Genomic DNA, 25,500 nt, shown 5'->3' with positions numbered 1-25,500 from the left:
CGCTCCTTTCAGATGCGCACGTCAATCTTTGGAGGGGAAGGCACCCATCCAGCGTGCGGCTTTGTGATAACTCGGGGGCAGTTCACCGGCCTGCTCTGCCATGTAGTAGGCTGCGGCCCGATCGGCCTTTTCGGGCGTGGCTTCTGGTATATCGTCCAACACGTCAGACAGGCGCGTATAGTCTTCACCGACCGGGCACACGTCCTGGCACCGCCTGCAGCCCGTCACCACACCGGCACCGCGCAACATGGATTGCCAGATGTAGAATTGATCCTTGCTGCGCAGCATCTTCTTTTTCTCTGCCGGGTCCGGCTCGTCGATAATGCGCGACAAGTGGTCTGCCAGTGCGCGAAACCCATGTGGCGAGCGATGGGTGTCACAGGCCTGCCAGTCGCGTTCGAAATGATGCACGGCGTCGGCCGGGCAGGTTTGCACGCAGCGCCCACATGAGGCCCCGAGACATAGGGCGTCCGTCCGCTTGGTATCTGCTTCAACGGGTGCGGAGGTCAGAACGGCGGTTAGCAGAACGCGCGGGCCATATTCGGGAGTAATCAATTGCTCGGCCATGCCCAAAGTGCCAAGGCCCGCCTCAACCGCGGCATGGGTCAGCGACAGGATCGTCTCTACATGCTGATCCGGCTCTCCGAAATAGACCCAAGGGTCGACATGGGTTGGCGGAATGATAAACGCCGGATATCCCCGGTCCTCCAGCCACAGCACCATTTCAAGCGAGATGCTTTCAAGCTCTGTCAGGGTCAGTTCGTCGTTGTAGTATTTGTGTCGCTCATCCACGCGCGGCAGCCGGGTCGTGCCCACGCTGTACCGTTTCGCCATCACGATGCAGCGGTCGCCGTCATGATCCGTGATCCGTTCTGGTGTTTGCAGCACACGCGGATTGGGCGGATGCGCGTTCATGATGTGACCATCGGCAATACCGACCAAATCCGCCCCGAGGCTGCGCGCCTTGTCCTTGATGTCCGAGGCGGCGATCGGTTCCTGGAACATCACCGTCATGTATCAGCACCCGGCTGCTCTGCGTCTTCGGCGCGCTTTTTCTGCGCCGCTTTGAAGCCCTTTAACTGGCGCGCGACGATCCCCTGATACCCCTCTTCGCCGACCCAACGTTTGTTGTGATCCGACAAGCCGGTCACAGGCTCGCCCGCCAAGCGCGCGGCTTTAAATGCCTGGGCTTTGGCCACTTTCTCGGGCGTCTTTTCCGGGATCACCTTCTGCGGCTTGGCCAAAAAGGCATGGTAGTCATTGCCCACCGGACACACGGCCAGACAGCGCGGGCAGTCCCCGAAAGACCCCACGACCCGCAGCATGCCTTGCCAGAAACCAAACATATCCCGGCTTGCGATCAACTCCTTCTTTCGCGTCGCATCGCCGTCGACCATGGCTTCCCACAGTGCAAGCGACGTCATGAAGCCGAACTCCTGAGCAGCCTGCGCGCAAGCGCGTTTGTTCAGATTGAAATGCTCGACCGCGTCGGTGGGACAGGAATGCAAACAGCGCGAGCAGCTTTCTCCGATACAGACCTGCTCGGTCGTCTTGCCGTCGGGCTCAAGTTCCAGCTCCGTCAGAATGCCGGTCAGGTAGACGCGCGGCCCGTATTCGGGCGTCAGTATATTCACATCAAGGCCAAGTGTGCCCAGACCAGCCTCCACCCCAAGGTGGCGGGTCGAAAGCCTGCCGTAGCTCGCGCGCTTATAGTCCCAGTCAGTCTCCTGCGCGGCCGTGACAAAGCTGGGATGCCCCGCCTCTTCCAATCGCGTCGCAAGCCGATGGGATATCTTGTCCATGCGCCGCAACACCAGCATGTCCATGTACTGCACGGCCACGCTGGACTTGGCCCGAAAGGCCGCAACCGGGATACGGCTGGCGATGACGATCACACTTTTGCAGTGCGGGGAAATACGGTCCGGCGTCTGGGGGACCTTCGGGTCAGGCGGATGTGCATTCAACACCTCTGCGCTGGCGATCCCGACAAGGTCTGCACCAAGGGTCTTGGCGATGGATTTGACCTCAAGAGCATCCATCGCGCGGCATCATTCCCGATAGTTTTGCGACGCGGGTGCAGTCAGAAGAATCCCAAGCAGGTCTTTCAGATAGGCCCCCTTCTTGGCCGCGCCGGGATACATACGAAGGTAGGATTCCGCGATGAAAGCTCGGTAAAAAAGATGCGCATTTTGCGCCGCAAGATCAGGTGCCAGCCCGGCTTCTTCGAAAAGCTCTACCAGAAATGCAAGCCGTTCCTGATCAACCTCGGACACAATCGCCTGCACGTTCTGATCCGTCGTGGCCCACGCGCGAATGGCAGCGTCATAGCGCCCGAGCCGCGACTGAAGCACCATATCCACCATATCGCAGAGTCGATCCTGGACCGGCCCTTGCGAGGCGCGCACCTCTTCGAACACTGCGTTGTTCAGGTGTTCCCGCCAGTGTTCCAGGCTCCGGCGCAGCAACTCATCGGTGTTGCGGAAGAACCAGTAAAAGCTGCCCTTAGAGACGTTGATCTCACTCGCCAGCCGTTCGACCTTGATCGCGCCAACGCCACCGCGCACCAGCATATCGAGCGCGCCAATGATCCAGACACGCGCACCATCCCGACCGCTGCGGGTGTACGCTCTCGTCGCAGTGGAGGTTTTCGCTTGCGCCATGATCAGCTACGCGACCGGATGCGAACGCCGCTCAGCCCATCGGGCTTGGTGGCCTGGCTCGCCATCGCGACACCGTGCCCCGCATCAATCTGAGGAATACCATTGGCGCTAGCAGCCCCTATTGGAGCTACAACGCCGTTGAATTCAGCCTCATTGGCAACACCATTGGGCCCAATAAAGAAAATTGTCAGCATCAAGGCGTCCTGAATGGCGCGCAACCTGCGCGGCAAGGGCTGGAAAAAGCTTCGATGGGATTTTGTATACGTTTTTGTATAGATTACGTCAAGCTTAACATATTTGTTGACCCCCTGTGCTAAACCCTTGATCCATCTAAGATAGAACAAGGGAACGTACCTTCGTTTACGCAAGGATTAGCAAAACAGGAGCACCTGCAATGCACACCACAGGGATACGCCAGGAAATCAAGGACCGCGTGATCGCGCGGCGTGGGAAGGTGCACCTCTTCGACAGCTTTGATCCCGCCAGGACAGCGGTGATTGTCATTGATATGCAGGCGACATTCTGTGCCGAGGGCGGGCCGGCGGAGGTCCCGGCGTCAAGGGGGCTGCTGGAGCCGATCAACCGTCTCAACGCGATCATGCGCGCACAGCGCGGCCATGTCATTTGGGTCAACCACGCCAACCAGAACAAGGACGGCGCAAGTGACTGGGCAGGCTTTTTCGACAATTTCGTCTCTGACGACATCCGCGCCCGCACGATCCAAAGCATGGCGCCCGGCAGCCCGGGTCAGGAGATCTGGCAAGGTCTGGATGTGCAGGAAGACGATCTGAAAATCATGAAAAACCGTTACTCTGCACTGATCCCTGGATCATCGCCGCTGGAGCGGATCCTGCGATCTTTGGGGATCGACACACTGCTCATCACCGGGACCAAGACAAATGTCTGCTGCGAGTCCACCGCGCGCGATGCCATGATGATGGATTTCAATGTGGTCATGGTATCCGACGCCACCGCGGCGCTATCAGACGAAGAACATCGCGCCGCGCTTGAAACGATCATTCAGCAATTTGGCGATGTCTACACCGTCGATGAGATTGCGCAGCGGCTCACGCCAGTCCGTTAGACCCGCCTCACTGAACCCCGAATTGATCTGGCTTGGATGCAGTTGACGCCACTTGGGCATCGGCCACCTTTTCGTAGCATTTGTGATCAGACCTGCATTGCCATGCCTGATCTTGCGGACCAGGAACTCTTATCGACAGAGCAAGGCACTCCCAGAAAACCAACGAACCAGCTTGAACCCAAAACAGATTGAGCACGGCGCCGGTTCCACCATCGCTTGAAACGCGGATTTTGCCTAGGTAACTTACGGCAACCGAACGAACGGACCGTGCTTTTGACTGAACAGACGCCCCTCGCCCGCCGCAGGCTTCGCACCTGGTTGCGCCTGCTGCGCCTTACCCGTGCGACCGAGAAGCGTTTGCGCGAATACATGCGGGTGGAGCACAATACGACCCTGCCAAGGTTCGATGTCATGGCGGCCCTCTATCGCAGTGATGAGCCGCTCAATATCGGGGATCTCAGCAAGCTGCTGTTGGTTTCAAACGGCAACTCCTCGACCATCGTGAACATGCTGGAGCGCGATGGCCTGGTCACCCGCGAGCCAACCGAACACGACCGCCGCGTGGTGAATGTGGCCCTGACGGAGAAAGGCAGAGCCGAGTTTGAAGAACAGGCGCGCGGACACGAGATTGTCATAAACGAGATATTTGAAACCCTTGACCATCCGCAACTGGACGTCATCCGCGATTTGCTGCGGCAAGCCGAAGCCCGCGACTAGCGCGCTATCACAGATTTACTTTAAACCTAAAACATTATAATCCTAAAGGTGAGACACGCCCCCCGAGGGACCCAAGATATGACACGCGAAGACGTTGTAGGACGGGCCAATGTCGAAGACACGCCGGAACTGCTGCAATACTACGATGAACTCAGCGGCCATCACACCGGCGCGCTTTGGACGGTCGCCAACAAGATCGAACCGTGGGAGCCGCAATCCCAATCGGTGCCGGTGCTTTGGCGCTATCAGGATCTGCGGGGAAAGGTCCTGCGCTCGGTTGAATTGGTGACGCCCGAGAAGGCTGGCAGGCGCGTCATCTATTTCAACAACCCGGGTCGGACAGACGTGTCCGCTGCGGTTGGCTGGATCTATGCCGGACTGCAAGTGATGCACCCCGGAGAGAAGGCCACGGCGCACCGCCACTCTGCCTCTGCAATACGTTTCATCATGGAGGGTACTGGGGCATACACGGTTGTCGATGGGCACAAGATGACGCTTGGGCGGAACGACTTTGTGCTGACCCCGAACGGCACCTGGCACGAACACGCGGTGGAAGACACGGGCACCCCTTGTATCTGGCAGGATGGTCTGGACATCCCGTTCGTAAACGCGATGGAGGCGAATTTCTTCGAAGTGCATCCCGACCTCAGTGAACCTGTGGCCTACCCGGTTGATGACATGAGCAAAACCTGGGGCAATCCGGGGCTGACCCCCGGCGGAGGTACGTGGGACAAAGGCTATAGCCCGATGTTCAAATATGAATGGGGCCGCACCTATGAAGCTTTGCAGGCCTATGCCGCGAGCGCGGAGCCTTCCCCCTTTGACGGGACCCTCATGGAGTACGTGAACCCGATCAATAATGGCCCGGTGATGAAGACCCTTGGCGCGAGCATGCAACTTTTGGCACCCGGCATGCAGACCAAAGCGCATCGGCACACCGGCAGCTATCTCTACCAGGTGGTAAAGGGATCGGGCTATTCGGTTATCAACGGACAAAGATTTGACTGGACCGAACGAGACACATTCTGCGTCCCCTCCTGGGCCTGGCACGAACATGGCAATACGTCAGATCGGGACGACGCAGTTCTGTTCTGCCTGAATGATCTGCCGGTGATCCGGGCGATGGGCCTCTACCGCGAGGAGGCCCTGGGCGACAATGGCGGCCACCAACTGACTGCAGACCAAGGACGGATATGAAACTTGTAACGTATAAAACCGACGTGGAAGCCGCGGCACGATTGGGTGTGGTCGAAGACGGGATCGTGGTCGATGTTGCTGGCTTTGGCGAAGCTGTCGACATGGATTTTCCCGACCGCATGCTGGATTTTATTGACCTCGGTCCCGTTGCCGTCCGTCAATTGGGACAGGCGCTTTCAGAAGCAGACGGTCACTGGGGAAGCGCCCTTGCCCTGCCCATTGAAACAGTCAAACTGTTGGCCCCCATCCCCAAACCGCGCAAGAACATCTTTGGCATCGGGCTCAATTACCTTGATCACGTCACCGAAAGCGCCAAGGCGCTCGACACGGACGATGCGCTGCCCAAGGAACCAGTGGTTTTTTCCAAACCACCCACAGCCGTCATCGGGCCCGGGGATGCTGTGCGCCACGATGGCAACATGACACAGCAACTCGACTGGGAAGTGGAACTGGCCGTTATCATCGGCACGACGGCAACCCGGATCGGGCGCGAAGACGCGCTGAAGCACGTGTTTGGGTATTCCGTGATGATCGATGTCTCTGCCCGCGACAACAGACGCGCGGGCCAGTGGATTTTCTCCAAGGGGATGGACACCTATGCTCCGTTCGGGCCCTGCATCGTCACCGCGGACGAAATCCCAGACCCGCAGGTTCTAGACCTTTGGCTGACAGTGAACGGGGTTGAAAAACAGCGCTCGAACACCGCGAAGATGCTGTTCAAGGTGGATGAGCTAATCTCGGACCTGTCGAAAGGCATCACCCTGGAGCCTGGAGACATCATCGCCTCTGGCACGCCCGAAGGCGTTGGCGCAGGGCGCGAGCCGCAGGAATGGCTTTGGCCCGGCGACGTGATGCAAGCGCATGTGGAGGGTATCGGGACCATTCGCCACCCGATCATAGATGGCAGATCCTTTTCATGAGCGCGGCACAGAGGCTGCGTTAAATGCGGTTTGATCTTGATCCGGCCACCCCCCAACTCAGCTACAAGCTACTGGCGGCTTGCGTCACGCCGCGCCCGATCGCGTGGGTGAGCAGTCTGGGCCTCAATTGCGTCATCAACGCCGCACCATACAGTTTCTTCAACGCCATGGGCCATAAGCCGCCCACGGTGGCGATTGGTATTCTCGCTGATCCAGAAAAAGGGTGGAAAGACACCGCGCGCAATATCCTCGATACCGGAGAGTTTGTCGTGAACCTGGTCTCAGAGGAGATGGCAGGCGCGATGAACCAAACCTGCATGAACGCGCCGGTCGAGGTGAGCGAGATGGAGATCGCGGGGCTGCAATCTTCTCCATCAAACCATGTTCGACCGCCGCGCATCGCCGATGCGCCGGTGTCATTTGAATGCAAGACGCACACAGTCGTTACCACCGGCCCCCAACAGGCCATCGTCATCGGCCAAGTTCACGCAATCCACGTCGCAGACCAATATGTATTGGATGCCGAGAAAGCCTATATCGATACGCCAGCGTTGGGGCTGGTCGGACGGATGCATGGTGCTGGGGTCTACGCGCGCACCAGCGATCTGTTTCAGATGGAGCGCCCGGACTACGCCACTTGGAAGGCGGAAAACGGGTCGTAGTGACGCCTCAGTGTCGCAATAAATACCCGGCTTAGATCCCCAGATACTGATCCTTGATCTCTGTGCCGAGCGCGTCCATTGCCCCGCTCCACACCGATTTGCCGCGCTCAAGGATGACCACGCTGTCTGCAATCTGGCGCAGCTCCCGGATAGATTTGTCGACGACCAGGATCGACAGCCCTGTGTTTTCCTTCAGCGTTTTAATCGCGGCCCAAATCTCCTGCCGGACGACGGGGGCCAAACCTTCGGTAGCCTCATCCAATATCAGCAGTCTCGGGTTGGTCATAAGCGCCCGCCCGATGGCCAACATCTGTTGTTCGCCCCCCGACAAAGACGCCGCCATCTGCGCGCCGCGTTCCTCCAGCCGGGGGAAAAGCGCATGCACCTTGGCAAAGTCCCACTCGCCCGGTCGAGCAGAGGCATAGAGGTTTTCGCGCACAGAGAGCTTCGTGAAGCATCGCCGACCTTCAGGGACAAGGCCCAACCCCAGCCGGGCCGCCTTGTGCGAGGGCAACCCCGAGATGTCCTTGCCTGCGAACCGAACCTGACCCTCCGGGTTTTTCAGCATCCGGCAAATGACCTTGATCGTGGTCGACTTGCCCATGCCGTTGCGCCCCATCAGGGCAACGACTTCACCCTCATCCACGCTGAGGTCCACACCGAAAAGCGCCTGTGTGTCGCCATAGATGGCAGTCACTTGCTCCAGCTGCAACAGGCTCACGCCGCGTCCTCCTCACCAAGATAGGCGGTCTTGACCTCGGCGTTGTTGCGAATGTCGTCAACGCTGCCGGTCGCGATGATCTTGCCATAGACAAGCACGCTGATCCGGTCCGCCAAGGCAAAGACCGCATCCATGTCATGCTCAACAAGCAGGATCGGCGCCTCGGACTTCAGCGTGCGCAGAAAGCCGGTCAACTCCCGAGACCCTTCGGCCCCAAGGCCGGCCATCGGCTCGTCCATCAAGAACGCCTTGGGGGCAAGTGTCAGAGCGACGGCCACCTCAAGCTGACGCCTTTGTCCGTGAGACAGCTCTGACGTGATGGTGGTTTCCCTGTCGCTCAGCCCGACGCGCTCAAGTGCATTGCGCGCCCGGTCAAGCAGCGCGCGATCTTTCATAGCAGGCGAAAAGAACCGGAAGACCGAGCCGCTTTGCCCGATGGCGCCTAGCACAACGTTCTCCAGCACCGTGAACCCCATGGCCAACGCAGAGATCTGGAACGTGCGCCCGAGCCCCAGCTGTGCCCGCTGCGCCGTGGTCTTGCCGGTGATGTCCTGCCCCAGAAACTTTACCGCCCCCTCATCCGGCTGCAAACCGCCCGCAATCTGTTTGATGAGGGTGGATTTACCGGCGCCATTGGGCCCGATCAGCGCGTGGATCTCGCCCGGTTTCAGGGTCAGCGAAATCCCGTCGGATGCTTTCAGCGCACCAAAGGATTTGTGAACGTCAACGACATCCAGAATGCTATCCGCCATGGCTCATCTCCTTTTTGGAGAGGCCACCGACGATCCCGCCTTTGGCGAACAGCACCACAAACAACAAGATCGCGCCCAAGTAGATGAACCAATACTCGGAAAGCCCACCCAGAAAGTGTTCGAGCAGAATGTAGAGCGCGGCCCCCACAATCGGCCCGAACAGGCGGGCCACACCTCCCAGAATGATAAAGATCATGATCTGGCCTGAGGTGTGCCAGTCGAACATCACGGGACTGACAAAGCGGTTCAGATCCGCAAAAAGCGCGCCCGCCAATCCGGTGATTGCACCAGAAATCACAAACGCCACCAAGCGCAGCCGATAGACGTTGATGCCGACCGTCAGTGCGCGCTCTTCATTCTGATGTGCACCATCAAGTGCCAGACCGAACGGCGATTTGTTCAGCCGATCCACGAGGAACAGAACGATCAGGAGAATGGCAAAGCACAGCCCATAGAACTGGATGGGCACCAGCGTGTTGACCCCGGGAAACTGATTGCGGACGTAAATCGACAGCCCGTCTTCGCCGCCATAGGCGGGCCAACTGATGGCGAAGTAGTAAAGCATCTGGCCAAACGCCAGCGTCACCATGATGAAATAAACGCCCGATGTCCGCAGCGACAACGCACCGATCAAAAGCGCGAGCAGCGCGGACACGACAACCGCCACCAGCCAGATCACCGGCATCGAATTGGTCCCTTCGATCAGGAACGGGCTGGTCATCAATGGAGTGTAGTTCTGCGCGTGGCTGGCCAGAATACCCATGGTGTAGCCGCCAATGCCGAAATAGGCCGCGTGTCCAAAGCTCACCAAACCTCCCTGCCCCAGCGCCAGGTTTAGCCCCACCCCGGCCAAGGCAAGGATCACCACCTTGGTGGCGAGCGTGATCGTGAAAGGCTCATCAACCATAAGCGCATATGCGGGCACAATCACCAGCCCGGCCAATATGATGAGATTGAGATAGCGTTCGCGGATCATGTTACGCAGTCCCGAAAAGGCCGGTTGGTTTGAACAGCAGGACGCCCGCCATAAGGATGTAGATCAACATTGAGGCAAGCGCTGAACCGACAGCCGTTGCAGCCGATGCGTCCATAACTGTTGAAAGCAAGACCGGCAGTAGTGTCCGGCCTAGCGTGTCTGTCAGGCCGACCAGAATTGCGCCCAGCAAAGCGCCCTTGATCGAGCCAATCCCACCGATGACGATGACCACAAACGCAAGGATCAGTACGGGCTCACCCATGCCAACCTCAACCGATTGGATTGCACCGACAAGCGCACCTGACAGCCCGGCCAAGGCCGCTCCCAGAGCAAAGACCAAGGTGTAGAGCACCGAGATATCGACACCCAGCGCCGCAATCATTTCGCGATCACTGTCCCCTGCCCTTATGCGCATGCCAACCCGGGTGCGCGTGATCAAAAGGAACAGTCCGAGCGCCACGACAAGGCCAACAATGATAATCGCAAGCCGGTAGGCGGAATACTGGATGCCGAACGGAAGGATCACGGTGCCCGATAGCCAGGCCGGTGTGTCCAGAAACAAAGGGAAAGAGCCAAAGACCCAGCGGGTTGCCTCTGAAAAAATCAGGATCAGGGCGAATGTCGCCAGCACCTGATCCAGGTGGTCCCGGGCGTAGAGACGCCGAATGACAGTAAGTTCGATCAAAGCCCCGAACATGGCAGCGGCGACAAGGCTCGCGGCCAGCGCCAGCAGAAAGGAGCCGGACCATGCAGCCACCGCGGCGGCAACAAATGCGCCGACCATGTAAAGCGATCCATGCGCGAGATTGATCAGCCCCATCACCCCAAAGATCAGGGTGAGCCCGGCTGCCATCAGGAACAGCATCACGCCAAACTGCAATCCATTCAGGATCTGCTCGATCAGAAGAATGACTGACATATGCCCTCTGGACGTCAACTCCCCGGCGGTGCTGCCCGCCGGGGATCATTGAAAAATCAGTTCAATGCGCAATCAGCGGCATAGACGTCCTGATGATCGGTCATGGCTGTTCCGATGATCTTGTTGGTGAACACATCCCCTTCCTGGATCACTTCGCGGACATAGATGTCCTGGATCGGGTGCTGGTTGTTTCCGAACTTGAAATCACCCCGGACCGAAGCGAATTCAGCGGCCTTCAACGCCGCGCGGAATGCGTCTTGATCATTCACATCGGCCTTTGCGACGGCGCTGAGGATCAGATTGGCCGTATCAAACGACTGGGAGGCATAGAGCGACGGCAGCCGGCCATAAGCGGCCTGAAAGCTTTCCACAAAAGCGGCGTTGGCCGCGTTGTCGATGTCCTTGCTCCACTGGGATGTGTTCTGCACGCCCAGCGCGGCTTCTCCGACAGCTTGCAGAATCCCCTGATCAAAACTGAACGCCGGACCGACGATGGGCAGATCAATGCCGCTGCCTGCAAACTGCTTGAGGAACGAGATGCCCATACCACCGGGAAGAAAGAAATAGATGCCATCAGCACCTGACGCCCGAATTTGCGCAATCTCGGCGGCATAATCTGTCTGGCCCAGCTTTGTATAAAGCTCGCCAGCCAGCTCGCCCTCGTACATGCGCTTGAAGCCTTTCAAGGCATCTTGGCCCGCAGGATAATTAGGCGCGAGGATAAAGGCGTTTTTGAATCCCGACGCGGTCGCGTGGGCACCAGCCGCTTCATGCAAGTTGTCATTCTGCCAGGCGACATTGAAGTAGTTTGGGTGACACCTGCGTCCCGCCAGTTGCGTCGGCCCTGCATTCGGCGAGAGGTAGAACTTACCTTGAGCGGTCGCACTTGGAATGACGGCCAGTGCAAGGTTGGACCAGATGATCCCTGTCAGGATGTCCACCTTTTCCGACTGGATCAGCTTGTCCGACAATTGTACCGCGATGTCGGGTTTGCGCTGATCATCTTCGATCACCACTTCGACACCGACGTCTCCGGCCTGGTCAATCGCCAGCATAAAGCCATCGCGAATATCCGCACCAATGCCAGCGCCACCGCCCGTCAGGGTCGTGATCAGCCCGACCTTCACATCAGCCATCGCTGGGGCGCTCAATGCCAGGGCCAGTGCTGTTCCAGCGCAAAGTGCCCGAAACGCTTTCCGCGCCATTCCATTTTTCATGTGTACTCTCCCGGTCTTACAAAGTCGTGTTCGCGGCTTTTACCTTACAGGCGGATCCGCTTTTTGCACGTCACCATAATCGACGTAATACCTGCGCGGCAAATAATTCAAGCTTAAAATGTTTTTTACTATGCTTACGACCCGCACGTGTCTCTTGCTGCCTTTCGTTTGAACAATCGCACCAATCAATCCCCGTCAGGGATCGTAATCAGGACGGATCTACGCTTCCACCGCCATGCGACCCAACCACCCCTTCTTTGTTTCCAAAGCCTTTGGCAAATCGCTAGCCGCACTTTTTGCATTTTAAAATTTGGTATTCCAAAATGCAGATTGTTGCGCTAGGAGTCATCCGGCGTCTAACCCGACGCTTCATCCGAGGGAGGAAATCTGATGAAAAACCTGCTCGCTCTTGCTGCGGCCTGTACTCTTATTGGCGGCGAACTTGCCGCACAGGAGTTCCCATCCAAAACAATCGAAGTGATCACCCACGCCGGGAACGGCGGCGGCACCGATGTCACGACCCGCATGATGATGATCCGTGCGCGGCGTGAACTTGGCACCGACATGGTTGTGATCAACAAGCGCGGCGGCGGAGGAGCCACCGCAATGGATCACTACCTGACGCTGGATGCGGACGGTCATAGTATCCTGACCTTCACCATCGGCCACTCGGCGACCGTTGCTCTTGGAAAGACGGAAATGTCCTTGGACGATGTGCGTCCAATTGCACGCGGCACCGACGACCCGCAGATCCTGATGACCCGTTGCGGTGTCTACGATGACGCTGCCGCATTTGTCGCTGCGCAGAAGGACGAGCCGCTAACTTACGGCACCACACATCTTGGCGGCATTGACGACGTCTCCGCCTTCATGTTCGCCCGACGCGGTGAGCTTGCGACGCCCAAGATCGTTCCGTTTGAAGGCGGCGGGGAATTGGCGACGCAGCTTGTGGCCGGTGCGGTCGACGTAGCTGTCCTGAACCTGGCCGAAGCGGGATCGCAGATCGACGCAGGCGATGTCTGCCCTATGGTCGTGCTGGCGCCCGAGCGGATGAGTGGCCTGCCCGACGTGTCGACGGCACAAGAGCTTGGGATCGACGCCAACTTCTCGACCGTACGTGGCTTTGTGGTTCATGCCGACACCCCCGACGACGTGGCAACCAAGATCGAAGGCGCACTGCTTAACGCAATGAACCACACGGTCTACCAGGGTTTTCTGACATCCGTTGGGCTTGACGCCACCTCAGTGGCTGGCGCGGATGTATGGGGCAACCAGCTCACATCGATGCAAACAGACATGGATGCGGCCCTGCGCGAGCTGGGCTTTATCGAGTAACTCTCCCCAACTGGACCGGCTGGAACGTGCCAGCCGGTCCCTTTTGACAACCCTTTTGCCTGGATGTCCTGATGACGCGATTTGCCGTTCCAACCGGTATCATAGCGTTTTGCGGTCTCGCCTTTTGGCTGAGCACCCAATTCGACAAGGTACCCCCGATCCTCTTGCGCGGTATGCAACCCGCGGACTTTCCCCAGATGGTCCTGATCCTGATCATCGTACTGTCAGTCTGCGTCGCCCTCTTTGATCGGCCCATCGAACATGGCCGCATTCCGGCAACGGTCTGGGTCAGCCTCGCCTTGTTCGCGACCTTCGCCCTCGCTGCGCAGGTTGATCTGTTTCTGGGCCTTGGCATCTTTGCCTGTGCCCTGGCATGGACATGGGGAGAACGGCGGCCATGGGCCCTTGGCACCGTGGCTTTTGTCAGCCCCGCGCTGATCTTCTTCCTCTTTGACCAGGTGTTCAACATCCGCTTCCCCCGCGGGCTGTTGACCAACCTTTGGTACGGATAAGGGCGACTGACGATGGAACCTCTTATTGCTGGCCTCACGGCGCTTATGGACCCCAACCTGCTTGTGCTGCTCTTTGCTGCGACGCTGGGCGGCGTGATCATCGGGGCCCTACCTGGGCTGAACGCAACCACCGGGGCCGCACTCTTGCTGCCATTTACAATCACGATGGAGCCGATCCCGGCCATTGCCATCCTGACAACCATCTACTGTGCCGCAACCTTTGCAGGCGCGATCACGGCGATCCTGATCAATACGCCCGGAACATCCGCCAGCGCGACCACCTGTCTCGACGGCTTCCCCCTCGCGCAGAGAGGTGAAGCGGGCCGCGCTCTTGGCATGGCGACAATCTCGTCAACCGTTGGCGGGATCATTTCGGTCATTTGCCTGATGCTGGCTGCGCCGCTTATGGCGCGCATGGCCTACAACTTTGCGCCGCCCGAATACTTCGCATTGACCGTGTTCGGCATTTCGATGCTGGCCACAATCGGCGACGGCACACCGCTGAAGAACATTATCGCGGGCGCATTCGGCGTGTTTCTGGCAACAGTTGGAAAGGACCTGCTGACAACGGTCGAGCGGTTCACCTTCGGGTTCAACGAACTGTCGGAAGGGATCGGGTTCGTGCCCGTGATGATCGGCATCTTCGGCATCTCCGAGCTGCTTGTGCAGGCCGAACGGCTCAGCGTGGAGCGGCGGCAAGTCTTTATGAAAGCGATCAAACTGCCCGGTCGCGAAGACTACGCGCGCGTTTGGAAAACGGTTCTGCGCAGTTCCGGCATCGGCACGTTCATCGGCATCCTGCCCGCCGAAGGCGCAACCGTCGCCTCCATGATCGGATATAATGAGGCGCGGCGCTGGTCGAAAAAGCCTGAGGAGTTTGGCAAAGGATCCATCGAAGGGATCGCGGGATCCGAGGCAGCCAACAACTCGGCCACCGGAGGCGCCATGGTGCCGACTCTGGCGCTCGGCATCCCCGGCAGCCCGACTGCAGCCGTCATTCTCGCGGGCCTGATGGTTCACGGATTGCAGCCCGGCCCGACCATGTTCACCGAACAGGCGACCTTTGCCTACGCCATCTTCTGGTCGATGCTTCTAGTCAATGTGATGTTCATCTTCGTTGGGCTGTTCGGGGCCAAGATCTTTGCCCGCGTTACGTTCGTGCCGGTCCAGATCCTTTGGCCTATCGTATTCACGTTCTCGATTGTTGGCGCCTATGCGCTCGATCAATCCATGCTGGACGTCTACATCGCTATCGGCTCTGGCGTGATCGGCTACTTCATGCGCCGTTTCGGCTACTCGGTTGTCCCGCTAGCAATCGGACTGATCCTCGGCGGCATGCTCGAAAAGCGCTTGGGTCAGTCCCTGATCATGCTCGACGACCAATGGTGGCTGATGTTCGCTCGGCCCCTGACGCTTCTGTTCTTCGTTCTCACAATTCTTGCCCTGTTCGGGCCCTTCTTCTGGCGGCGTCTGTTCAAACAGCGCGATCCCATGGTTTCTACCGGAGAGTAATACATGACCAAGATCAAATCCGTTCGAACGCGCGTTTGGAACTGGACAGGCCCGACCGTGCCGCCGCAAGGCAACTTCTGCACCAACGCCTCTGACGCTCTTTGGGACAAGGGTGACGCCATGGCGTCCTTCCGCTTCCATCAATGGCTGACCTGCGAGGTCGAGGCCGAAGACGGCACCATCGGGATCGGAAATGCGGCCCTTGCCCCAACAGTCGTCAAGAAAGCGATTGATGATTGGTATGCGCCCCTGATTGTCGGCGAAGACCCGTTCGACTACGCCTATATCTGGGAAAAGATGTATCGCCGGTCGCATGCCTGGGGTCGCAAGGGGATCGGCATGACCGCGATCTCGGCAATCGATATTGCGATCTGGGACCTGATGGGCAAGCTTGTGGATAAACCCGTCTTCAAGCTGCTGGGCGGTAGGACCAAGGAAAAGATCCCTGTCTACTACTCCAAACTCTACGCCGACAGCATCGAAGCCATGCAGCGCGAGGCCGAAGAGGCGCAGAAGAACGGCTACAACGCCTACAAATCACGCTTCGGCTTCGGCCCCAAGGACGGCATGGCGGGCATGCGCGAGAACCTCAAGCGTGTCGAGGCGCTGCGCGAGGTGCTGGGCTACGACGTCGATCTGATGCTCGAATGCTACATGGGCTGGAACCTCGACTACGCCAAACGGATGTTGCCCAAACTGGCGAAGTACGAACCGCGCTGGCTGGAAGAGCCGGTAATCGCAGATGACGTTGCCGGATATGCCGAACTGAATGCGATGGGGATCGTGCCCATCTCGGGCGGAGAACACGAATTCAGCGTCATCGGCTGCGCCGAACTGATCAACCGCAAGGCGGTCAGCGTGCTGCAATATGACACCAACCGTGTCGGCGGAATCACGGCCGCGCAAAAGATCAACGCCATCGCCGAAGCCGCGCAGATCCCCGTGATCCCGCATGCGGGCCAGATGCACAATTATCACCTGACCATGGCCAACGCGAACTGCCCGATCAGCGAATACTTCCCTGTCTTCGACATCGAAGTCGGCAACGAGCTGTTCTACTACATCTTCGAAGGCGACGTAGAGGCCGTCGACGGGTACTTGCAGCTTGATGATGAAACGCCCGGGCTTGGCATCTCGATCACCGACAAACACCTCCAGCATTTTGAGATCATCGAATGAGTTACACCGGTATCTGGCCTGTCGCGCCCACGCCCTTCAACGACGATGGCACCCTTGATCTGGATGGGATGAAGCGCGTGCTTGATTGCCTGATCGATCAGGGGGCTGACGGCATCTGCGTGCTCGCGAACTTCTCGGAACAGTTCCTGATCTCGGACGCAGAGCGCGAGGTTCTTGCGCGCCTGAGCGTCGAACATGTCGCGGGCCGGGTGCCGGTCATCGTCACCATCAGCCACTATGCCACACAGATTGCCGTCGAACGCGCCCGCTTTGCCAAGGACCTGGGCGCCGACATCGTGATGATGATGCCGCCTTACCACGGCGCACTGCTCAAGGGGACGCCCCAGCAAAGCTTTGAACAATTCGCAGCCGTAAGTGAGGTGGGCATACCGATCATGGTGCAGGACGCGCCCCTCTCCGGCGTTGACCTGTCCGTGCCCCTTTTGGTCCGCATGGCGCAAGAGATTGAAGCCGTGAAGCTGTTCAAGATCGAATGCCCACGCGCCGCGAACAAAATCCGCGACCTCATCGATCAAGGCGGCGATGCCATCGAGGGCCCCTTCGACGGGGAAGAGGCCATCACGCTTCTGGCCGATCTCGACGCGGGCGCGCGCGGCTCTATGACCAGCGGTATGATTGTCGACCAAATCAAACCGGTGCTGACCCACCACTATGCGGGGCGTATTGATGACGCCACAGCCGCCTACGGGCGCGTCGCCATGGCCATCAATCACGAGAACCGGCAATGTGGTTGGCAATCTTGCAAAGCGGCCATGGTCGAAGGCGGCGTGATCAAGTCGGAGTTTTGCCGCCATCCGATCCCGCCCCTGCACCCGGCGATCCGGTCCCGGCTGTTGGATTTGCTGCGACCACTGGACCCGTTGGTCCTGCGATGGGGAACATAGAATGACTGACACGGCATGGACAAATGAACTGCGCAACTTCGTCGATCTGAAACCCCGACAGTCGCTTGCAGCAGATGCCGCCAACAATCTGCGCGAGTTCATTCTGCTCGGTAAACTCGCCCCAGGCATGCCGGTGCGCGAGCGCGATTTGGCAGAGGCTTTCGGGATCAGCCGCACACCGCTCAAGGAGGCGCTGCGCATTCTCGAAACCGAAGGTCTGATTGTCTACGGACCGACCCGACGTCCGCGTGTCGCCGACCCGTCGTTGGACGAAATCAACGATTGGCTGAGGGTGCAGGGCGCGCTTGAGGCGCTGGCCGGTGAACTGGCCTGCGCCAACGCAACGGACGCTCAGATCAAGCAAATCGAGCAGATCAATACCGCGATCAAGGAAGCACGCGACACGCAGGGCCAGCTTGAGGCGTTCCGCATGGACATGAGGTTTCACGAAGCCATCGTGGCTGCGTCGGGAAACGCAGCACTGGCTGAAACGCATGCAACCTACAACGCCCGGCTGTGGCGTGTTCGGTTCCTGTCCTCTCAGCGGAAGGCCAGCAGAGATGCCACGCGCAACGAACACAAAGACATCGTGGCGGCCCTGAAAGCGCGAGACACCGCTGCCGCTAGGGCAGCCCTGACAAACCACCTGCGTACCGCAGAGGTCAATATCGCAGCCGCTGTGCGCGAGATGGAAAACACCAAGGAGGCCAAGTGATGCGACCCAGACTTGCCATAGTGCCCGGAGATCCTTCGGGGATTGGCCCGGAACTCATCGCCAAACTTCTCAACGAAGACGGCGTGCGTGACGCGGCCGACATCCTTCTGGTCGGTGACAGCCACCTGTGGCAACGCGGTGCCGCACAGGCCAATTCAGAAGTGAAATTAACCACGATCCCCGAACAAGAGGTGAGCACATTCAAAGGTCTTGCGCATTTGGAGATGGAAACCATCGACCCCGCCGACGTGCAGGTCGCGGAGGTGACGGTCGCCGGCGGTACGACGTCCTTGCGGTGTCTCGACAAGGCACTCGACCTGGCCGTTGCCGGGCATGTCGATGGCGTCCTGTTTGCGCCTTTCAACAAGGCCGCGATGACGGCTGCGGGCCTCAATGCCGAAGACGAACACAAGTACATGGCGCGCTATCTTGGATTTGAGGGCTACCACTCCGAGATCAACGTGCTGGATGAGTTGATGACAACGCGCGTCACCAGCCATATCGGGCTCAAGGATGTGGCTGCCAATATCGATGGACCGGGCATCCAGCGGGCCATCGAACTGGCGCACGCAACACTGGCACGTGCGGGCAAGTCTCGCCCCCATGTCGCGGTCGCGGCTCTCAACCCCCATGCAGGCGACAACGGCAAGTTTGGGCGAGAAGAGATCGACGTGATCGAACCGGTCGTGAAAGCCTGTTGGGGAAGACAAATGAACGTCACGGGGCCTTGGCCCTCCGACACGGTCTTCCTCAAGGCCAAGCGGGGTGAGGTCGATGCCGTGGTCACCATGTATCATGACCAGGGGCAGATCGCGATCAAGCTGATGGGGTTTGAACGCGGTGTGACAATCGCCGGTGGCCTGCCGATCCCTGTCGCCACGCCTGCACACGGCACCGCTTTTGACATCGCAGGACGAGGCATCGCCAACGTCGGTGCGACGCGGCAAGCCTTTGATCTGCTGGTACGCATGGCACTGACCGCCAAGGCTGACACCGCCGCCTGACCCATTGATCGCATATGCGACCGTGCACGCCGCCTAGGCGCGCACGACTTGACCTTTCTTGAACAACGGACAGCATGATGACTTTCACTCCACACGGAAAACACCTTGTTGAAGGCGAATGGGTCGCAACAGACGCCACCTTCAGCTCGGAACCCGCCCACGGTCCGTCCCACACGTTTTGCGTTGGCACGCCGGACCTTGTTGCACGCGCCTGCACCGCAGCCGAAGCCGCTTTCGAGACCTATGGCTACAGCAACCGCGAAACGCGGGCTGGCTTTCTGAACGCAGTCGCTGATGAAATCGAGGCACGGGGCGCTGCGATCACCCAGATCGGAACACAGGAAACCGGGCTGCCCGAGGCACGGCTCGAAGGCGAACGGGGCCGCACATGCGGCCAGCTGCGCCTATTTGCGGATCACATCCTCAGGGGCGACTACCTGGATCGCCGCCACGACACCGCCCTGCCCGACCGCGCGCCGCTGCCGCGCCCCGACCTCAAGATGATCCAGCGACCGATTGGCCCGGTCGCGGTCTTCGGGGCATCGAACTTCCCACTCGCGTTCTCGACGGCGGGTGGCGACACCGCTGCTGCCTTTGCTGCAGGATGCCCGGTCGTTGTGAAAGGCCATGCGGCCCATCCCGGAACAGGAGAGATCGTGGCCGAGGCGATCCACGCCGCCATCCAGAAAACCGGAATGCCCGCTGGGACCTTCAGCTTCATTCAAGACAACGGATATGAGGTGGGCAGCGCGCTTGTGCAGCACCCGCTGATCCGGGCCGTAGGTTTCACAGGCTCGCTGCGCGGCGGGCGAGCGCTCTTCGACCTGTGTGCAGCACGCCCCGAACCGATCCCCTTCTTTGGCGAGCTGGGATCGATCAACCCTGTGTTCTGCCTGCCCGGTGCCATCGAAAACCGGGCCGAAGCGCTGGGTCAGGCTTGGGCAGCCTCACTTCTCATGGGGGCGGGTCAGTTTTGTACCAACCCGGGCGTTGCACTGGTCGTGAAGGGTCAGCAAGCAGACACGTTTGTCGAAGCGACTGTCTCTGCGCTTCAGGACGCAACGCCACAAACCATGCTGACAGATGGGATCGCCGAAGCTTATGCGCGCGGCGTAGCAGAGATTGCTTCAACGCACGGAGTGCAACAGCTTGTTTCTGAGACCAGCCAGGGCCGTCAGGCCGTTGCCGCGCTCTACAAGGTCACTTCCGCCGAATGGCAGGCGAACAAAACGCTCTCCGAAGAAGTGTTTGGTCCGGTAGGGCTGGTCATTGAAGTAGAAGACATCGACGAAATGGTTGTGTTGGCAAAGTCCTTCGATGGGCAATTAACGTGCACGTTGCAGATGGAAGACGCGGATATGGCGCACGCCGCCCGCTTGCTGCCAGTGTTGGAGTGCAAGGCCGGTCGGGTTCTCGTCAATGGCTTTCCAACCGGCGTGGAAGTGGCAGATACCATGGTCCACGGAGGGCCATATCCTGCATCCACAAATTTCGGCGCAACCTCCGTCGGCACTCTCTCCATTCGGCGCTTCCTCCGCCCTGTTTGCTATCAAAACATGCCGGATGCCCTTTTGCCTGAGAGCTTTTGAAGTGAGTGGCACAACTCGCCAAGATGATTGGCTGTTCCCTCAGAGGGTGACAACAGGCCCTTTGCACAGCTAAAAGTCACCCTCCGGCGACACGAGGGTCATCCCACCTGGTGACGCTGGTGCCAACGACGAAAAACGCCCGCTTTTGCAAGCGGGCGTTTGATTTTGTTGAACTCTTGGTCCGTTCAGCGTTAGCGCTTGGAGAACTGGAAGCTCTTACGCGCTTTGGCCTTACCGTATTTCTTACGCTCGACCACACGGCTGTCACGGGTCAGGAAGCCTGCCGCTTTCAGCGCACCGCGCAGGGCGGGATCGTACAGTTGCAACGCTTTCGAGATGCCGTGCTTTACCGCACCAGCCTGACCAGACAGGCCACCGCCCTTTACGGTTGCTGTCACATCAAACTGATCTGCAACACCGGCAACGTCGAAAGGTTGGCGCAGGATCATTTGCAGCACGGGACGCGCAAAATACTTGTCCATTTCCTTGCCGTTCACGGTGACCTTGCCTGAACCGGGCTTGATCCAGACACGTGCAACCGCGTCTTTCCGCTTGCCGGTGGCATAAGAGCGACCAAACTCGTCGCGAACGGGTTCGCGAGGCGTCATCTCGACCTCAACCGGGGCGGCATCGCCGGCCACGGCTTGCAGGTCTTCGAGTGTGTTGATTTCGTCGGCCATCTTTATGCGCTCCGCGTGTTTTTCTTGTTCATGGATTTGACATCCAGAACTTCGGGGCTCTGTGCCTCGTGCGGGTGCTCGGCACCGGCATAGACACGCAGGTTGGTCATGATCTGACGGCTCAGACGGTTGCCGGGCAGCATCCGCTTCACGGCCAGGGTCACAACACGCTCGGGATGCGCACCCTCAAGAATCTGCTCCTTGGTACGCGACTTGATCCCACCGGGGTGGCCGGTGTGCCAGTAGTGATGTTCCTGACGCTTGTTGCCGGTCAGTTGCACCTTGTCGGCGTTGACGATGATGACATTGTCGCCACAATCCATGTGGGGTGTGAACGACGGTTTGTGCTTGCCACGCAGACGCATGGCGACGATCGATGCGAGACGGCCCAGAACAACGCCTTCGGCGTCGATCAGGATCCATTTCTTGTCGATGTCCGCAGGGGTTGCGGTATAGGTTTTCATTACGGTGAATCCCTTGAAGGGTGGAAATTCAGATTGCGCGGTTATACAGCAGGACCAGATCGCGTCAACTGCGGTATGGCGGTTTTTATGAAGCAAAAACATATGCTTAAAAATAAGGTAACAGAATACCCCACATGCTGAGTGAATTGGCCGCCCCTGCCCTTGCAACCCTGGCACTGTTGGCTGCGGCCACGGTCGTCGGCATCCCGGCCATGCGAAAGCTTATTGTGGTTTACGAGGCCAAGCACGAGCTCAAGCACGGCTCAGCCGGATGGCTGCGATCCCTGCGGGGCTGGTCCATGGTGGCCTTCTGGCTGATGACCACTTGGTTCATTGCAACGATCTTTGGCGATTGGGCCGTCAACGGCGATCTCGAGGCTGCCATCGACCGGGGCTGGTTGCGCCTGCGTATCCTGCTGGAAATCGCGATGGCGATCATGGAGTCCGACTGATGGATGATCTGAGCGCCACACAGTCCGAGTTGCAGTGTTCAAACTGCGCAGGGCAATGCGTGTACGATCCCGCACAGCAAGCGCTTGTTTGTTCAAGCTGCGCAACGCGATACGGGCTGGAAACAGAAAACGATGCAGACGCGGCGCGCGAGTTCAGTTTTGATCCGGATGAGCCAGACACGGATCCGCCCGTGGTCGAGGAAACGCGCGTCCACCACTGTCAGACCTGCGGCGGTGACGTTGTGTTTGTTGGCCAAACGCTGTCGGAGCGCTGCGCCTATTGTGACGGACCGGTCGTGCTGGCGACATCCGATACGGGATACCGGACCAAGGCGCTCATCCCCTTCCGTGTTCCGGAACGCGATGCGCAAGCCGCAGCACTGGCATGGGTGGCAGCGCGGTGGGCCGCCCCGTCGGACCTCAAAGCGGTGGTGCCCAAAGCGCGGGTTGCGGGCATTTACGTCCCCTTCTGGACCTTCGACAGCGACGAGGCCGTGAACTACTGGGCCAAGTACAAGGTCCGCCGCAACAAAAGCACGGTGACCCGCCGCACCTCGGGCGCTTTGCGCATCCGGTTCGATGACCTGCTCGTTCCCGCCTCACCGCATGTCACACCGCTGATCCGCGATGGCATCCTGCACGATTTCGAACCGCGCCGCCTGCGGCCCTATAGGCCCGGTTATCTCGCTGGTTTTGGGGCGGAACGGCATCACCAATCCGTCGCTGAAGGGCTGAAAGCCAATGCCGACGACAAGGATTTGCTGATCCGCAACGGGATCAAGGGTCATGTGAACAAGTCCGGCGTGCACGATGTGCGCTATACAACCGACACAACGGGCATACGATATCGCCGCATTCTGCTGCCGGTCTGGATCTTGCATTACCAGTACAAAGGTGAGGCGATGAAAGTCGTCGTCTGCGGCATGCAGGGGCGCACCTATGGGGAACGCCCGTTTGCTTACGTCAAACTGGCCGCCTATGCAGCGATTTTGTCGATGGCGACCATCACCTTTGGGCTCGCCTGGGGCGCAGGTGGGTTGCTTTAGACGCCGATCTGATCCGGCGGATTGTCCAGAAGATCACGCAAACGTTCAATCGCCGCTTCAAAGGATTGCAGGCTTACACCAGCATTGATGGCCATGCGGACCGCATGGGGCGTGCGCGCGTCACGGCACGCATAATCTTCGGCCGCCCGAATACCGACCCCTTGTTGTGCCGCTGCCTGAACAAAGGCACCCGCACGCCATCCCTCCGGCAAACGGAGCCACAGGAACGGCACGTCCTTTCGCCAGACGATGTCATAGCCCCCGAGTATATTCACCGTGCGCTGCACATAGGTTCCAATCGCTTTGCGCACATCCGCCATCAGGTCGGGCAAGTCGTCATGCACCAGCAGTGCGGCAAACAGGTCCGTCATGGGCGTCGGCAGCCCGAAAAATGAATACTCCGCAGTGCGCCGCAGGATGTTGGCGCGCCCCTTTGGCGTTACAGCGATGCCCAACCGCAGCGCAGGCGTGATGGATTTCGAGATCGACGAAATGTACCAAGTCCGCTCTGGTACAATCATGCGGTAGCTCGGGGCCTGAGCCTGCCCCAACCTGTAACAATCGTCCTCAAGGATCTGCAGGTCCTGACGCTTGGCGACTTTTGCCAGCGCTTCCCGCCGTTCGAGCGGCGTAAATCCGCAGGTTGGATTGTGGACTTCGGGCGACGTGCAGAACACCTGAGCATCATGCGCATTGGCAGCTGCTCCGAGCGCTTCGGGGATCACACCTTGCGCATCCATCTCCACCGGAATGACATCTGCACGCAACAGTTCAGCCGCCCGTCTGAAACCGGGATAGGCCAGATCTTCGACCAGAATGGCCGGACGGCGCCCTTTGAGAAGCGCCTGAAACACCAGCAGAATTGCGTTCTGCCCCCCGTTGGCCAGCACAATGTCGTCCGGTCCAAAGGACCCAAGCGGCGCCCCGGCCAGCCAGGCCGCCGCTGCCGTCCGCGCCGCGGCGCTGCTTGTCCGGGTCGGGTAGTGCATCACGCCTGACGGCGGATCCTGCGCCACGTCAGCCAGCAGCCTGCGGATCAAGGTGGCCTGCCCCACACTCGGCAAGTGCGGGGAGAACAGATTGACGTTCCAGGCTTGCGCGCCGGAATTGTGCGCCACACTGTCTATCTCAATCGGAACATCCGCAAAAAGTGGTCCTTTTTCATTGGGTTGCGCCACGAATGTGCCCCGGCCAACTTCGGCCATCAGCGTTCCGTCGTCAGTCAGAAGCGTATAGGCGCGCGCCACGGTGCCGGGCGTGATCCCAAGGCTCCAGGCCAGGTCGCGCACCGGCGGCAGCTTGTCCCCCGGAGTCAGATCGTGCTCCGCAATGCGCTGGCGAATGACCTGCATCACCGCCTTGTATTTCGGCCCCTGCCCGTCCAGCAGCTCTGGTGACCAAATTGTACCCATTACAATGTTTCCGTAGCGTTATCTTATTTGGCATTGTATCACTCAACTATGGCAATTTCGCCATATTGTGTCAATACAATTTAGGAGATTCCCATGGCATACCACATGCAATCGCCCGCTTCACACCTGGCCTACCTGACTGCGCAAAACCGCATTCCGGCTGCCTCGGTCTTTGCGCTGCGCGTCGCTGTGGTGCTGTCGAAATGGGCCATGCGTCGCAGAACACGGTTGCACCTACGTCATTTGGACCCGCACCTTCTGCGCGACATTGGACTGACACCCGCCGAGGCTGAATATGAAGCGCGGCGTGTGTTCTGGCGGATGTGACATCCCCGTGGCGTCTGCCAGACCTCTTCCTGCGGCCGGGTTCAGGATAACCCCTGTCCCGGCCGTTTTTTAGACGGGAATATCAACGCCCTGCGGCGGAATGGCATAAGTCAGACTGGCGCGGGCGACGGGCTTATCATCCCCTTCGGAAAACAACAGCGTATCGGTCACTGACAGCTGCTTACCCAATTTCAAAAGCCGCCCTTGGGCAATCAGATCCACGCCAGCCTTGGGTTTACGCATGAAATCGATGGAGCAATTGGTCGTGACAGCCAAAGCGCGCGGCCCGATATGCGCAAGCGTCACCATATAGGCGGTCACATCAGCCAGCCCGAACATCGCAGGCCCGGAGATCGTGCCGCCTGGACGCAAATGCCGCTCGGAGACCAAAAGACGCAAGACCACCCCCTCTTCCGTCACCTCTTCGACATGAAACTCGCCTGCGACCTCAAGAAAAACCTTTTGTAGAAATGCGTTCATCTCAGACGCGGTCATTACAACGGCCATGCTTTTCCTTCCCCTGTCCCTGCCGTAGGGTGAGCC

Annotated in this window: 29 protein-coding genes; 16 read left to right on the top strand and 13 right to left on the bottom strand. The window is 59.1% G+C overall.

Translation table 11 applies throughout. The features are described from left to right. Positions 1-21: 21 nt before the first annotated feature. The 4 genes from RA29_RS21965 to RA29_RS13115 are packed head-to-tail and all read right to left on the bottom strand — an operon-like array spanning position 22 to position 3,004. Positions 22-1,014 (bottom strand): 4Fe-4S double cluster binding domain-containing protein, encoded by a 993-nt coding sequence (locus tag RA29_RS21965; RefSeq protein WP_052249648.1) that lies wholly within the window; start codon positions 1,012-1,014, stop codon positions 22-24. Beyond that, positions 1,011-2,039 (bottom strand): hypothetical protein, encoded by a 1,029-nt coding sequence (locus RA29_RS21960; protein ID WP_052249647.1) that lies wholly within the window; start codon positions 2,037-2,039, stop codon positions 1,011-1,013. Before RA29_RS21960 ends, RA29_RS21965 begins: the two co-directional genes overlap by 4 nt. 9 nt (positions 2,040-2,048) lie before the next feature. Continuing rightward, the gene (locus tag RA29_RS13120; protein ID WP_039686638.1) at positions 2,049-2,660 is read right to left on the bottom strand and encodes a TetR/AcrR family transcriptional regulator; all 612 of its coding nucleotides are present in this window, start codon (positions 2,658-2,660) and stop codon (positions 2,049-2,051) included. Between the two features lie 2 nt (positions 2,661-2,662). Continuing rightward, on the bottom strand, positions 2,663-3,004 hold the full coding sequence (locus tag RA29_RS13115; protein ID WP_039686636.1) for a hypothetical protein: 342 nt from the start codon (positions 3,002-3,004) through the stop codon (positions 2,663-2,665). Positions 3,005-3,054: 50 nt separating this feature from the next. Here RA29_RS13115 and RA29_RS13110 point away from each other — a divergent pair, with 50 nt between their 5' ends. From RA29_RS13110 to RA29_RS13090, 5 genes are all read left to right on the top strand, one after another. Continuing rightward, on the top strand, positions 3,055-3,744 hold the full coding sequence (locus RA29_RS13110) for a cysteine hydrolase (protein ID WP_039686633.1): 690 nt from the start codon (positions 3,055-3,057) through the stop codon (positions 3,742-3,744). A gap of 273 nt (positions 3,745-4,017) precedes the next feature. After that, positions 4,018-4,461: a MarR family transcriptional regulator gene (locus RA29_RS13105; RefSeq protein ID WP_039687776.1), complete on the top strand. Its 444-nt coding sequence runs from the start codon at positions 4,018-4,020 to the stop codon at positions 4,459-4,461. A gap of 78 nt (positions 4,462-4,539) precedes the next feature. After that, positions 4,540-5,658, top strand: coding sequence for a cupin domain-containing protein (locus RA29_RS13100; protein ID WP_039686631.1), 1,119 nt, complete (start codon positions 4,540-4,542; stop codon positions 5,656-5,658). Then, positions 5,655-6,578 (top strand): fumarylacetoacetate hydrolase family protein, encoded by a 924-nt coding sequence (locus tag RA29_RS13095; RefSeq protein WP_039686629.1) that lies wholly within the window; start codon positions 5,655-5,657, stop codon positions 6,576-6,578. Before RA29_RS13100 ends, RA29_RS13095 begins: the two co-directional genes overlap by 4 nt. 23 nt (positions 6,579-6,601) lie before the next feature. Continuing rightward, entirely contained in the window at positions 6,602-7,240 is a 639-nt protein-coding gene (locus RA29_RS13090) for a flavin reductase family protein (protein ID WP_039686627.1), read from the top strand. A 31-nt stretch (positions 7,241-7,271) separates the two neighbouring features. Here the strand turns inward: RA29_RS13090 and RA29_RS13085 are convergent, their stop codons facing one another. From RA29_RS13085 to RA29_RS13065, 5 genes are read right to left on the bottom strand one after another with little or no spacing between them, the layout of a single operon-like run. Then, entirely contained in the window at positions 7,272-7,961 is a 690-nt protein-coding gene (locus RA29_RS13085; protein ID WP_039686626.1) for an ABC transporter ATP-binding protein, read from the bottom strand. Then, entirely contained in the window at positions 7,958-8,713 is a 756-nt protein-coding gene (locus RA29_RS13080) for an ABC transporter ATP-binding protein (RefSeq protein ID WP_039686624.1), read from the bottom strand. Before RA29_RS13080 ends, RA29_RS13085 begins: the two co-directional genes overlap by 4 nt. Beyond that, positions 8,703-9,689 carry a branched-chain amino acid ABC transporter permease gene (locus RA29_RS13075; protein ID WP_039686622.1) on the bottom strand — a complete coding sequence of 329 codons (987 nt, stop codon included), beginning with the start codon at positions 9,687-9,689 and terminating at the stop codon, positions 8,703-8,705. The genes RA29_RS13080 and RA29_RS13075 overlap by 11 nt, the downstream gene beginning before the upstream one ends. 1 nt (position 9,690) lies before the next feature. Next, on the bottom strand, positions 9,691-10,608 hold the full coding sequence (locus RA29_RS13070; protein ID WP_039686620.1) for a branched-chain amino acid ABC transporter permease: 918 nt from the start codon (positions 10,606-10,608) through the stop codon (positions 9,691-9,693). A gap of 56 nt (positions 10,609-10,664) precedes the next feature. Continuing rightward, positions 10,665-11,825 carry an ABC transporter substrate-binding protein gene (locus RA29_RS13065; protein WP_241462608.1) on the bottom strand — a complete coding sequence of 387 codons (1,161 nt, stop codon included), beginning with the start codon at positions 11,823-11,825 and terminating at the stop codon, positions 10,665-10,667. Between the two features lie 390 nt (positions 11,826-12,215). Here RA29_RS13065 and RA29_RS13060 point away from each other — a divergent pair, with 390 nt between their 5' ends. From RA29_RS13060 to RA29_RS13025, 8 genes are all read left to right on the top strand, one after another. After that, positions 12,216-13,160, top strand: a complete 945-nt coding sequence (locus RA29_RS13060) for a tripartite tricarboxylate transporter substrate binding protein (protein WP_039686616.1) — start codon at positions 12,216-12,218, stop codon at positions 13,158-13,160. Positions 13,161-13,231: 71 nt separating this feature from the next. Continuing rightward, positions 13,232-13,672 carry a tripartite tricarboxylate transporter TctB family protein gene (locus RA29_RS13055; RefSeq protein ID WP_039686614.1) on the top strand — a complete coding sequence of 147 codons (441 nt, stop codon included), beginning with the start codon at positions 13,232-13,234 and terminating at the stop codon, positions 13,670-13,672. A 12-nt stretch (positions 13,673-13,684) separates the two neighbouring features. Further along, entirely contained in the window at positions 13,685-15,184 is a 1,500-nt protein-coding gene (locus RA29_RS13050) for a tripartite tricarboxylate transporter permease (protein WP_039686612.1), read from the top strand. 3 nt (positions 15,185-15,187) lie between these two features. Then, positions 15,188-16,363: an L-rhamnonate dehydratase gene (locus RA29_RS13045; RefSeq protein WP_039686610.1), complete on the top strand. Its 1,176-nt coding sequence runs from the start codon at positions 15,188-15,190 to the stop codon at positions 16,361-16,363. Next, positions 16,360-17,268, top strand: coding sequence for a dihydrodipicolinate synthase family protein (locus RA29_RS13040; protein WP_039686608.1), 909 nt, complete (start codon positions 16,360-16,362; stop codon positions 17,266-17,268). Before RA29_RS13045 ends, RA29_RS13040 begins: the two co-directional genes overlap by 4 nt. A gap of 1 nt (position 17,269) precedes the next feature. Beyond that, entirely contained in the window at positions 17,270-17,983 is a 714-nt protein-coding gene (locus RA29_RS13035; protein WP_039686605.1) for a GntR family transcriptional regulator, read from the top strand. After that, positions 17,983-18,987: a 4-hydroxythreonine-4-phosphate dehydrogenase PdxA gene (locus RA29_RS13030; protein WP_039686604.1), complete on the top strand. Its 1,005-nt coding sequence runs from the start codon at positions 17,983-17,985 to the stop codon at positions 18,985-18,987. The genes RA29_RS13035 and RA29_RS13030 overlap by 1 nt, the downstream gene beginning before the upstream one ends. 77 nt (positions 18,988-19,064) lie before the next feature. Next, positions 19,065-20,576 carry an aldehyde dehydrogenase (NADP(+)) gene (locus RA29_RS13025; protein ID WP_039687775.1) on the top strand — a complete coding sequence of 504 codons (1,512 nt, stop codon included), beginning with the start codon at positions 19,065-19,067 and terminating at the stop codon, positions 20,574-20,576. A 191-nt stretch (positions 20,577-20,767) separates the two neighbouring features. Here RA29_RS13025 and rpsI read toward each other — a convergent pair whose 3' ends face one another. Then, positions 20,768-21,256: a 30S ribosomal protein S9 gene (gene rpsI / locus RA29_RS13020; RefSeq protein WP_039686602.1), complete on the bottom strand. Its 489-nt coding sequence runs from the start codon at positions 21,254-21,256 to the stop codon at positions 20,768-20,770. Positions 21,257-21,258: 2 nt separating this feature from the next. Then, a complete protein-coding gene (gene rplM, locus RA29_RS13015; protein WP_039687774.1) occupies positions 21,259-21,720 on the bottom strand; it encodes a 50S ribosomal protein L13 in 462 nt (153 codons plus the stop codon). A 134-nt stretch (positions 21,721-21,854) separates the two neighbouring features. Between rplM and RA29_RS13010 the strand changes: the two genes are divergently transcribed. Both RA29_RS13010 and RA29_RS13005 read left to right on the top strand, forming a co-directional pair. After that, positions 21,855-22,172, top strand: coding sequence for a hypothetical protein (locus RA29_RS13010; RefSeq protein ID WP_039686600.1), 318 nt, complete (start codon positions 21,855-21,857; stop codon positions 22,170-22,172). Further along, on the top strand, positions 22,172-23,218 hold the full coding sequence (locus RA29_RS13005) for a hypothetical protein (protein WP_039686598.1): 1,047 nt from the start codon (positions 22,172-22,174) through the stop codon (positions 23,216-23,218). The genes RA29_RS13010 and RA29_RS13005 overlap by 1 nt, the downstream gene beginning before the upstream one ends. On the opposite strand, the gene RA29_RS13000 is transcribed toward RA29_RS13005, so the two are convergent. Further along, positions 23,215-24,630 (bottom strand): PLP-dependent aminotransferase family protein, encoded by a 1,416-nt coding sequence (locus RA29_RS13000; protein ID WP_039686596.1) that lies wholly within the window; start codon positions 24,628-24,630, stop codon positions 23,215-23,217. The two genes, RA29_RS13005 and RA29_RS13000, sit on opposite strands and share 4 nt — an antisense overlap. A gap of 93 nt (positions 24,631-24,723) precedes the next feature. Between RA29_RS13000 and RA29_RS12995 the strand changes: the two genes are divergently transcribed. Further along, positions 24,724-24,957, top strand: coding sequence for a DUF1127 domain-containing protein (locus tag RA29_RS12995; protein WP_039686594.1), 234 nt, complete (start codon positions 24,724-24,726; stop codon positions 24,955-24,957). A gap of 69 nt (positions 24,958-25,026) precedes the next feature. On the opposite strand, the gene RA29_RS12990 is transcribed toward RA29_RS12995, so the two are convergent. Beyond that, positions 25,027-25,464, bottom strand: a complete 438-nt coding sequence (locus RA29_RS12990; protein ID WP_039686592.1) for a PaaI family thioesterase — start codon at positions 25,462-25,464, stop codon at positions 25,027-25,029. Positions 25,465-25,500 lie beyond the last annotated feature (36 nt).

It is taken from the genome of Tateyamaria sp. ANG-S1 (assembly GCF_000814025.1).
GTDB lineage: Bacteria > Pseudomonadota > Alphaproteobacteria > Rhodobacterales > Rhodobacteraceae > Tateyamaria.
The sequence above is the reverse complement of the archived record's forward strand: the minus strand, read 5'-3'. Positions and strand labels throughout refer to the sequence as shown.

Bases quoted from the DNA above. Each gene is read 5' to 3' on its own strand.
- RA29_RS21960 (WP_052249647.1), bottom strand. From the start codon at position 2,039: ATGGATGCTCTTGAGGTCAAATCCATCGCCAAGACCCTTGGTGCAGAC.
- RA29_RS21965 (WP_052249648.1), bottom strand. From the start codon at position 1,014: ATGACGGTGATGTTCCAGGAACCGATCGCCGCCTCGGACATCAAGGAC.
- RA29_RS13050 (WP_039686612.1), top strand. From the start codon at position 13,685: ATGGAACCTCTTATTGCTGGCCTCACGGCGCTTATGGACCCCAACCTG.
- RA29_RS13120 (WP_039686638.1), bottom strand. From the start codon at position 2,660: ATGGCGCAAGCGAAAACCTCCACTGCGACGAGAGCGTACACCCGCAGC.
- RA29_RS13095 (WP_039686629.1), top strand. From the start codon at position 5,655: ATGAAACTTGTAACGTATAAAACCGACGTGGAAGCCGCGGCACGATTG.
- RA29_RS13055 (WP_039686614.1), top strand. From the start codon at position 13,232: ATGACGCGATTTGCCGTTCCAACCGGTATCATAGCGTTTTGCGGTCTC.
- RA29_RS13045 (WP_039686610.1), top strand. From the start codon at position 15,188: ATGACCAAGATCAAATCCGTTCGAACGCGCGTTTGGAACTGGACAGGC.
- RA29_RS13000 (WP_039686596.1), bottom strand. From the start codon at position 24,630: ATGGGTACAATTTGGTCACCAGAGCTGCTGGACGGGCAGGGGCCGAAA.
- RA29_RS13010 (WP_039686600.1), top strand. From the start codon at position 21,855: ATGCTGAGTGAATTGGCCGCCCCTGCCCTTGCAACCCTGGCACTGTTG.
- RA29_RS13075 (WP_039686622.1), bottom strand. From the start codon at position 9,689: ATGATCCGCGAACGCTATCTCAATCTCATCATATTGGCCGGGCTGGTG.
- RA29_RS13070 (WP_039686620.1), bottom strand. From the start codon at position 10,608: ATGTCAGTCATTCTTCTGATCGAGCAGATCCTGAATGGATTGCAGTTT.
- rplM (WP_039687774.1), bottom strand. From the start codon at position 21,720: ATGAAAACCTATACCGCAACCCCTGCGGACATCGACAAGAAATGGATC.
- RA29_RS12995 (WP_039686594.1), top strand. From the start codon at position 24,724: ATGGCATACCACATGCAATCGCCCGCTTCACACCTGGCCTACCTGACT.
- RA29_RS13035 (WP_039686605.1), top strand. From the start codon at position 17,270: ATGACTGACACGGCATGGACAAATGAACTGCGCAACTTCGTCGATCTG.
- RA29_RS13040 (WP_039686608.1), top strand. From the start codon at position 16,360: ATGAGTTACACCGGTATCTGGCCTGTCGCGCCCACGCCCTTCAACGAC.
- RA29_RS13080 (WP_039686624.1), bottom strand. From the start codon at position 8,713: ATGGCGGATAGCATTCTGGATGTCGTTGACGTTCACAAATCCTTTGGT.
- RA29_RS13060 (WP_039686616.1), top strand. From the start codon at position 12,216: ATGAAAAACCTGCTCGCTCTTGCTGCGGCCTGTACTCTTATTGGCGGC.
- RA29_RS13030 (WP_039686604.1), top strand. From the start codon at position 17,983: ATGCGACCCAGACTTGCCATAGTGCCCGGAGATCCTTCGGGGATTGGC.
- RA29_RS13005 (WP_039686598.1), top strand. From the start codon at position 22,172: ATGGATGATCTGAGCGCCACACAGTCCGAGTTGCAGTGTTCAAACTGC.
- RA29_RS13110 (WP_039686633.1), top strand. From the start codon at position 3,055: ATGCACACCACAGGGATACGCCAGGAAATCAAGGACCGCGTGATCGCG.
- RA29_RS13090 (WP_039686627.1), top strand. From the start codon at position 6,602: ATGCGGTTTGATCTTGATCCGGCCACCCCCCAACTCAGCTACAAGCTA.
- RA29_RS13025 (WP_039687775.1), top strand. From the start codon at position 19,065: ATGACTTTCACTCCACACGGAAAACACCTTGTTGAAGGCGAATGGGTC.
- rpsI (WP_039686602.1), bottom strand. From the start codon at position 21,256: ATGGCCGACGAAATCAACACACTCGAAGACCTGCAAGCCGTGGCCGGC.
- RA29_RS12990 (WP_039686592.1), bottom strand. From the start codon at position 25,464: ATGGCCGTTGTAATGACCGCGTCTGAGATGAACGCATTTCTACAAAAG.
- RA29_RS13065 (WP_241462608.1), bottom strand. From the start codon at position 11,825: ATGAAAAATGGAATGGCGCGGAAAGCGTTTCGGGCACTTTGCGCTGGA.
- RA29_RS13100 (WP_039686631.1), top strand. From the start codon at position 4,540: ATGACACGCGAAGACGTTGTAGGACGGGCCAATGTCGAAGACACGCCG.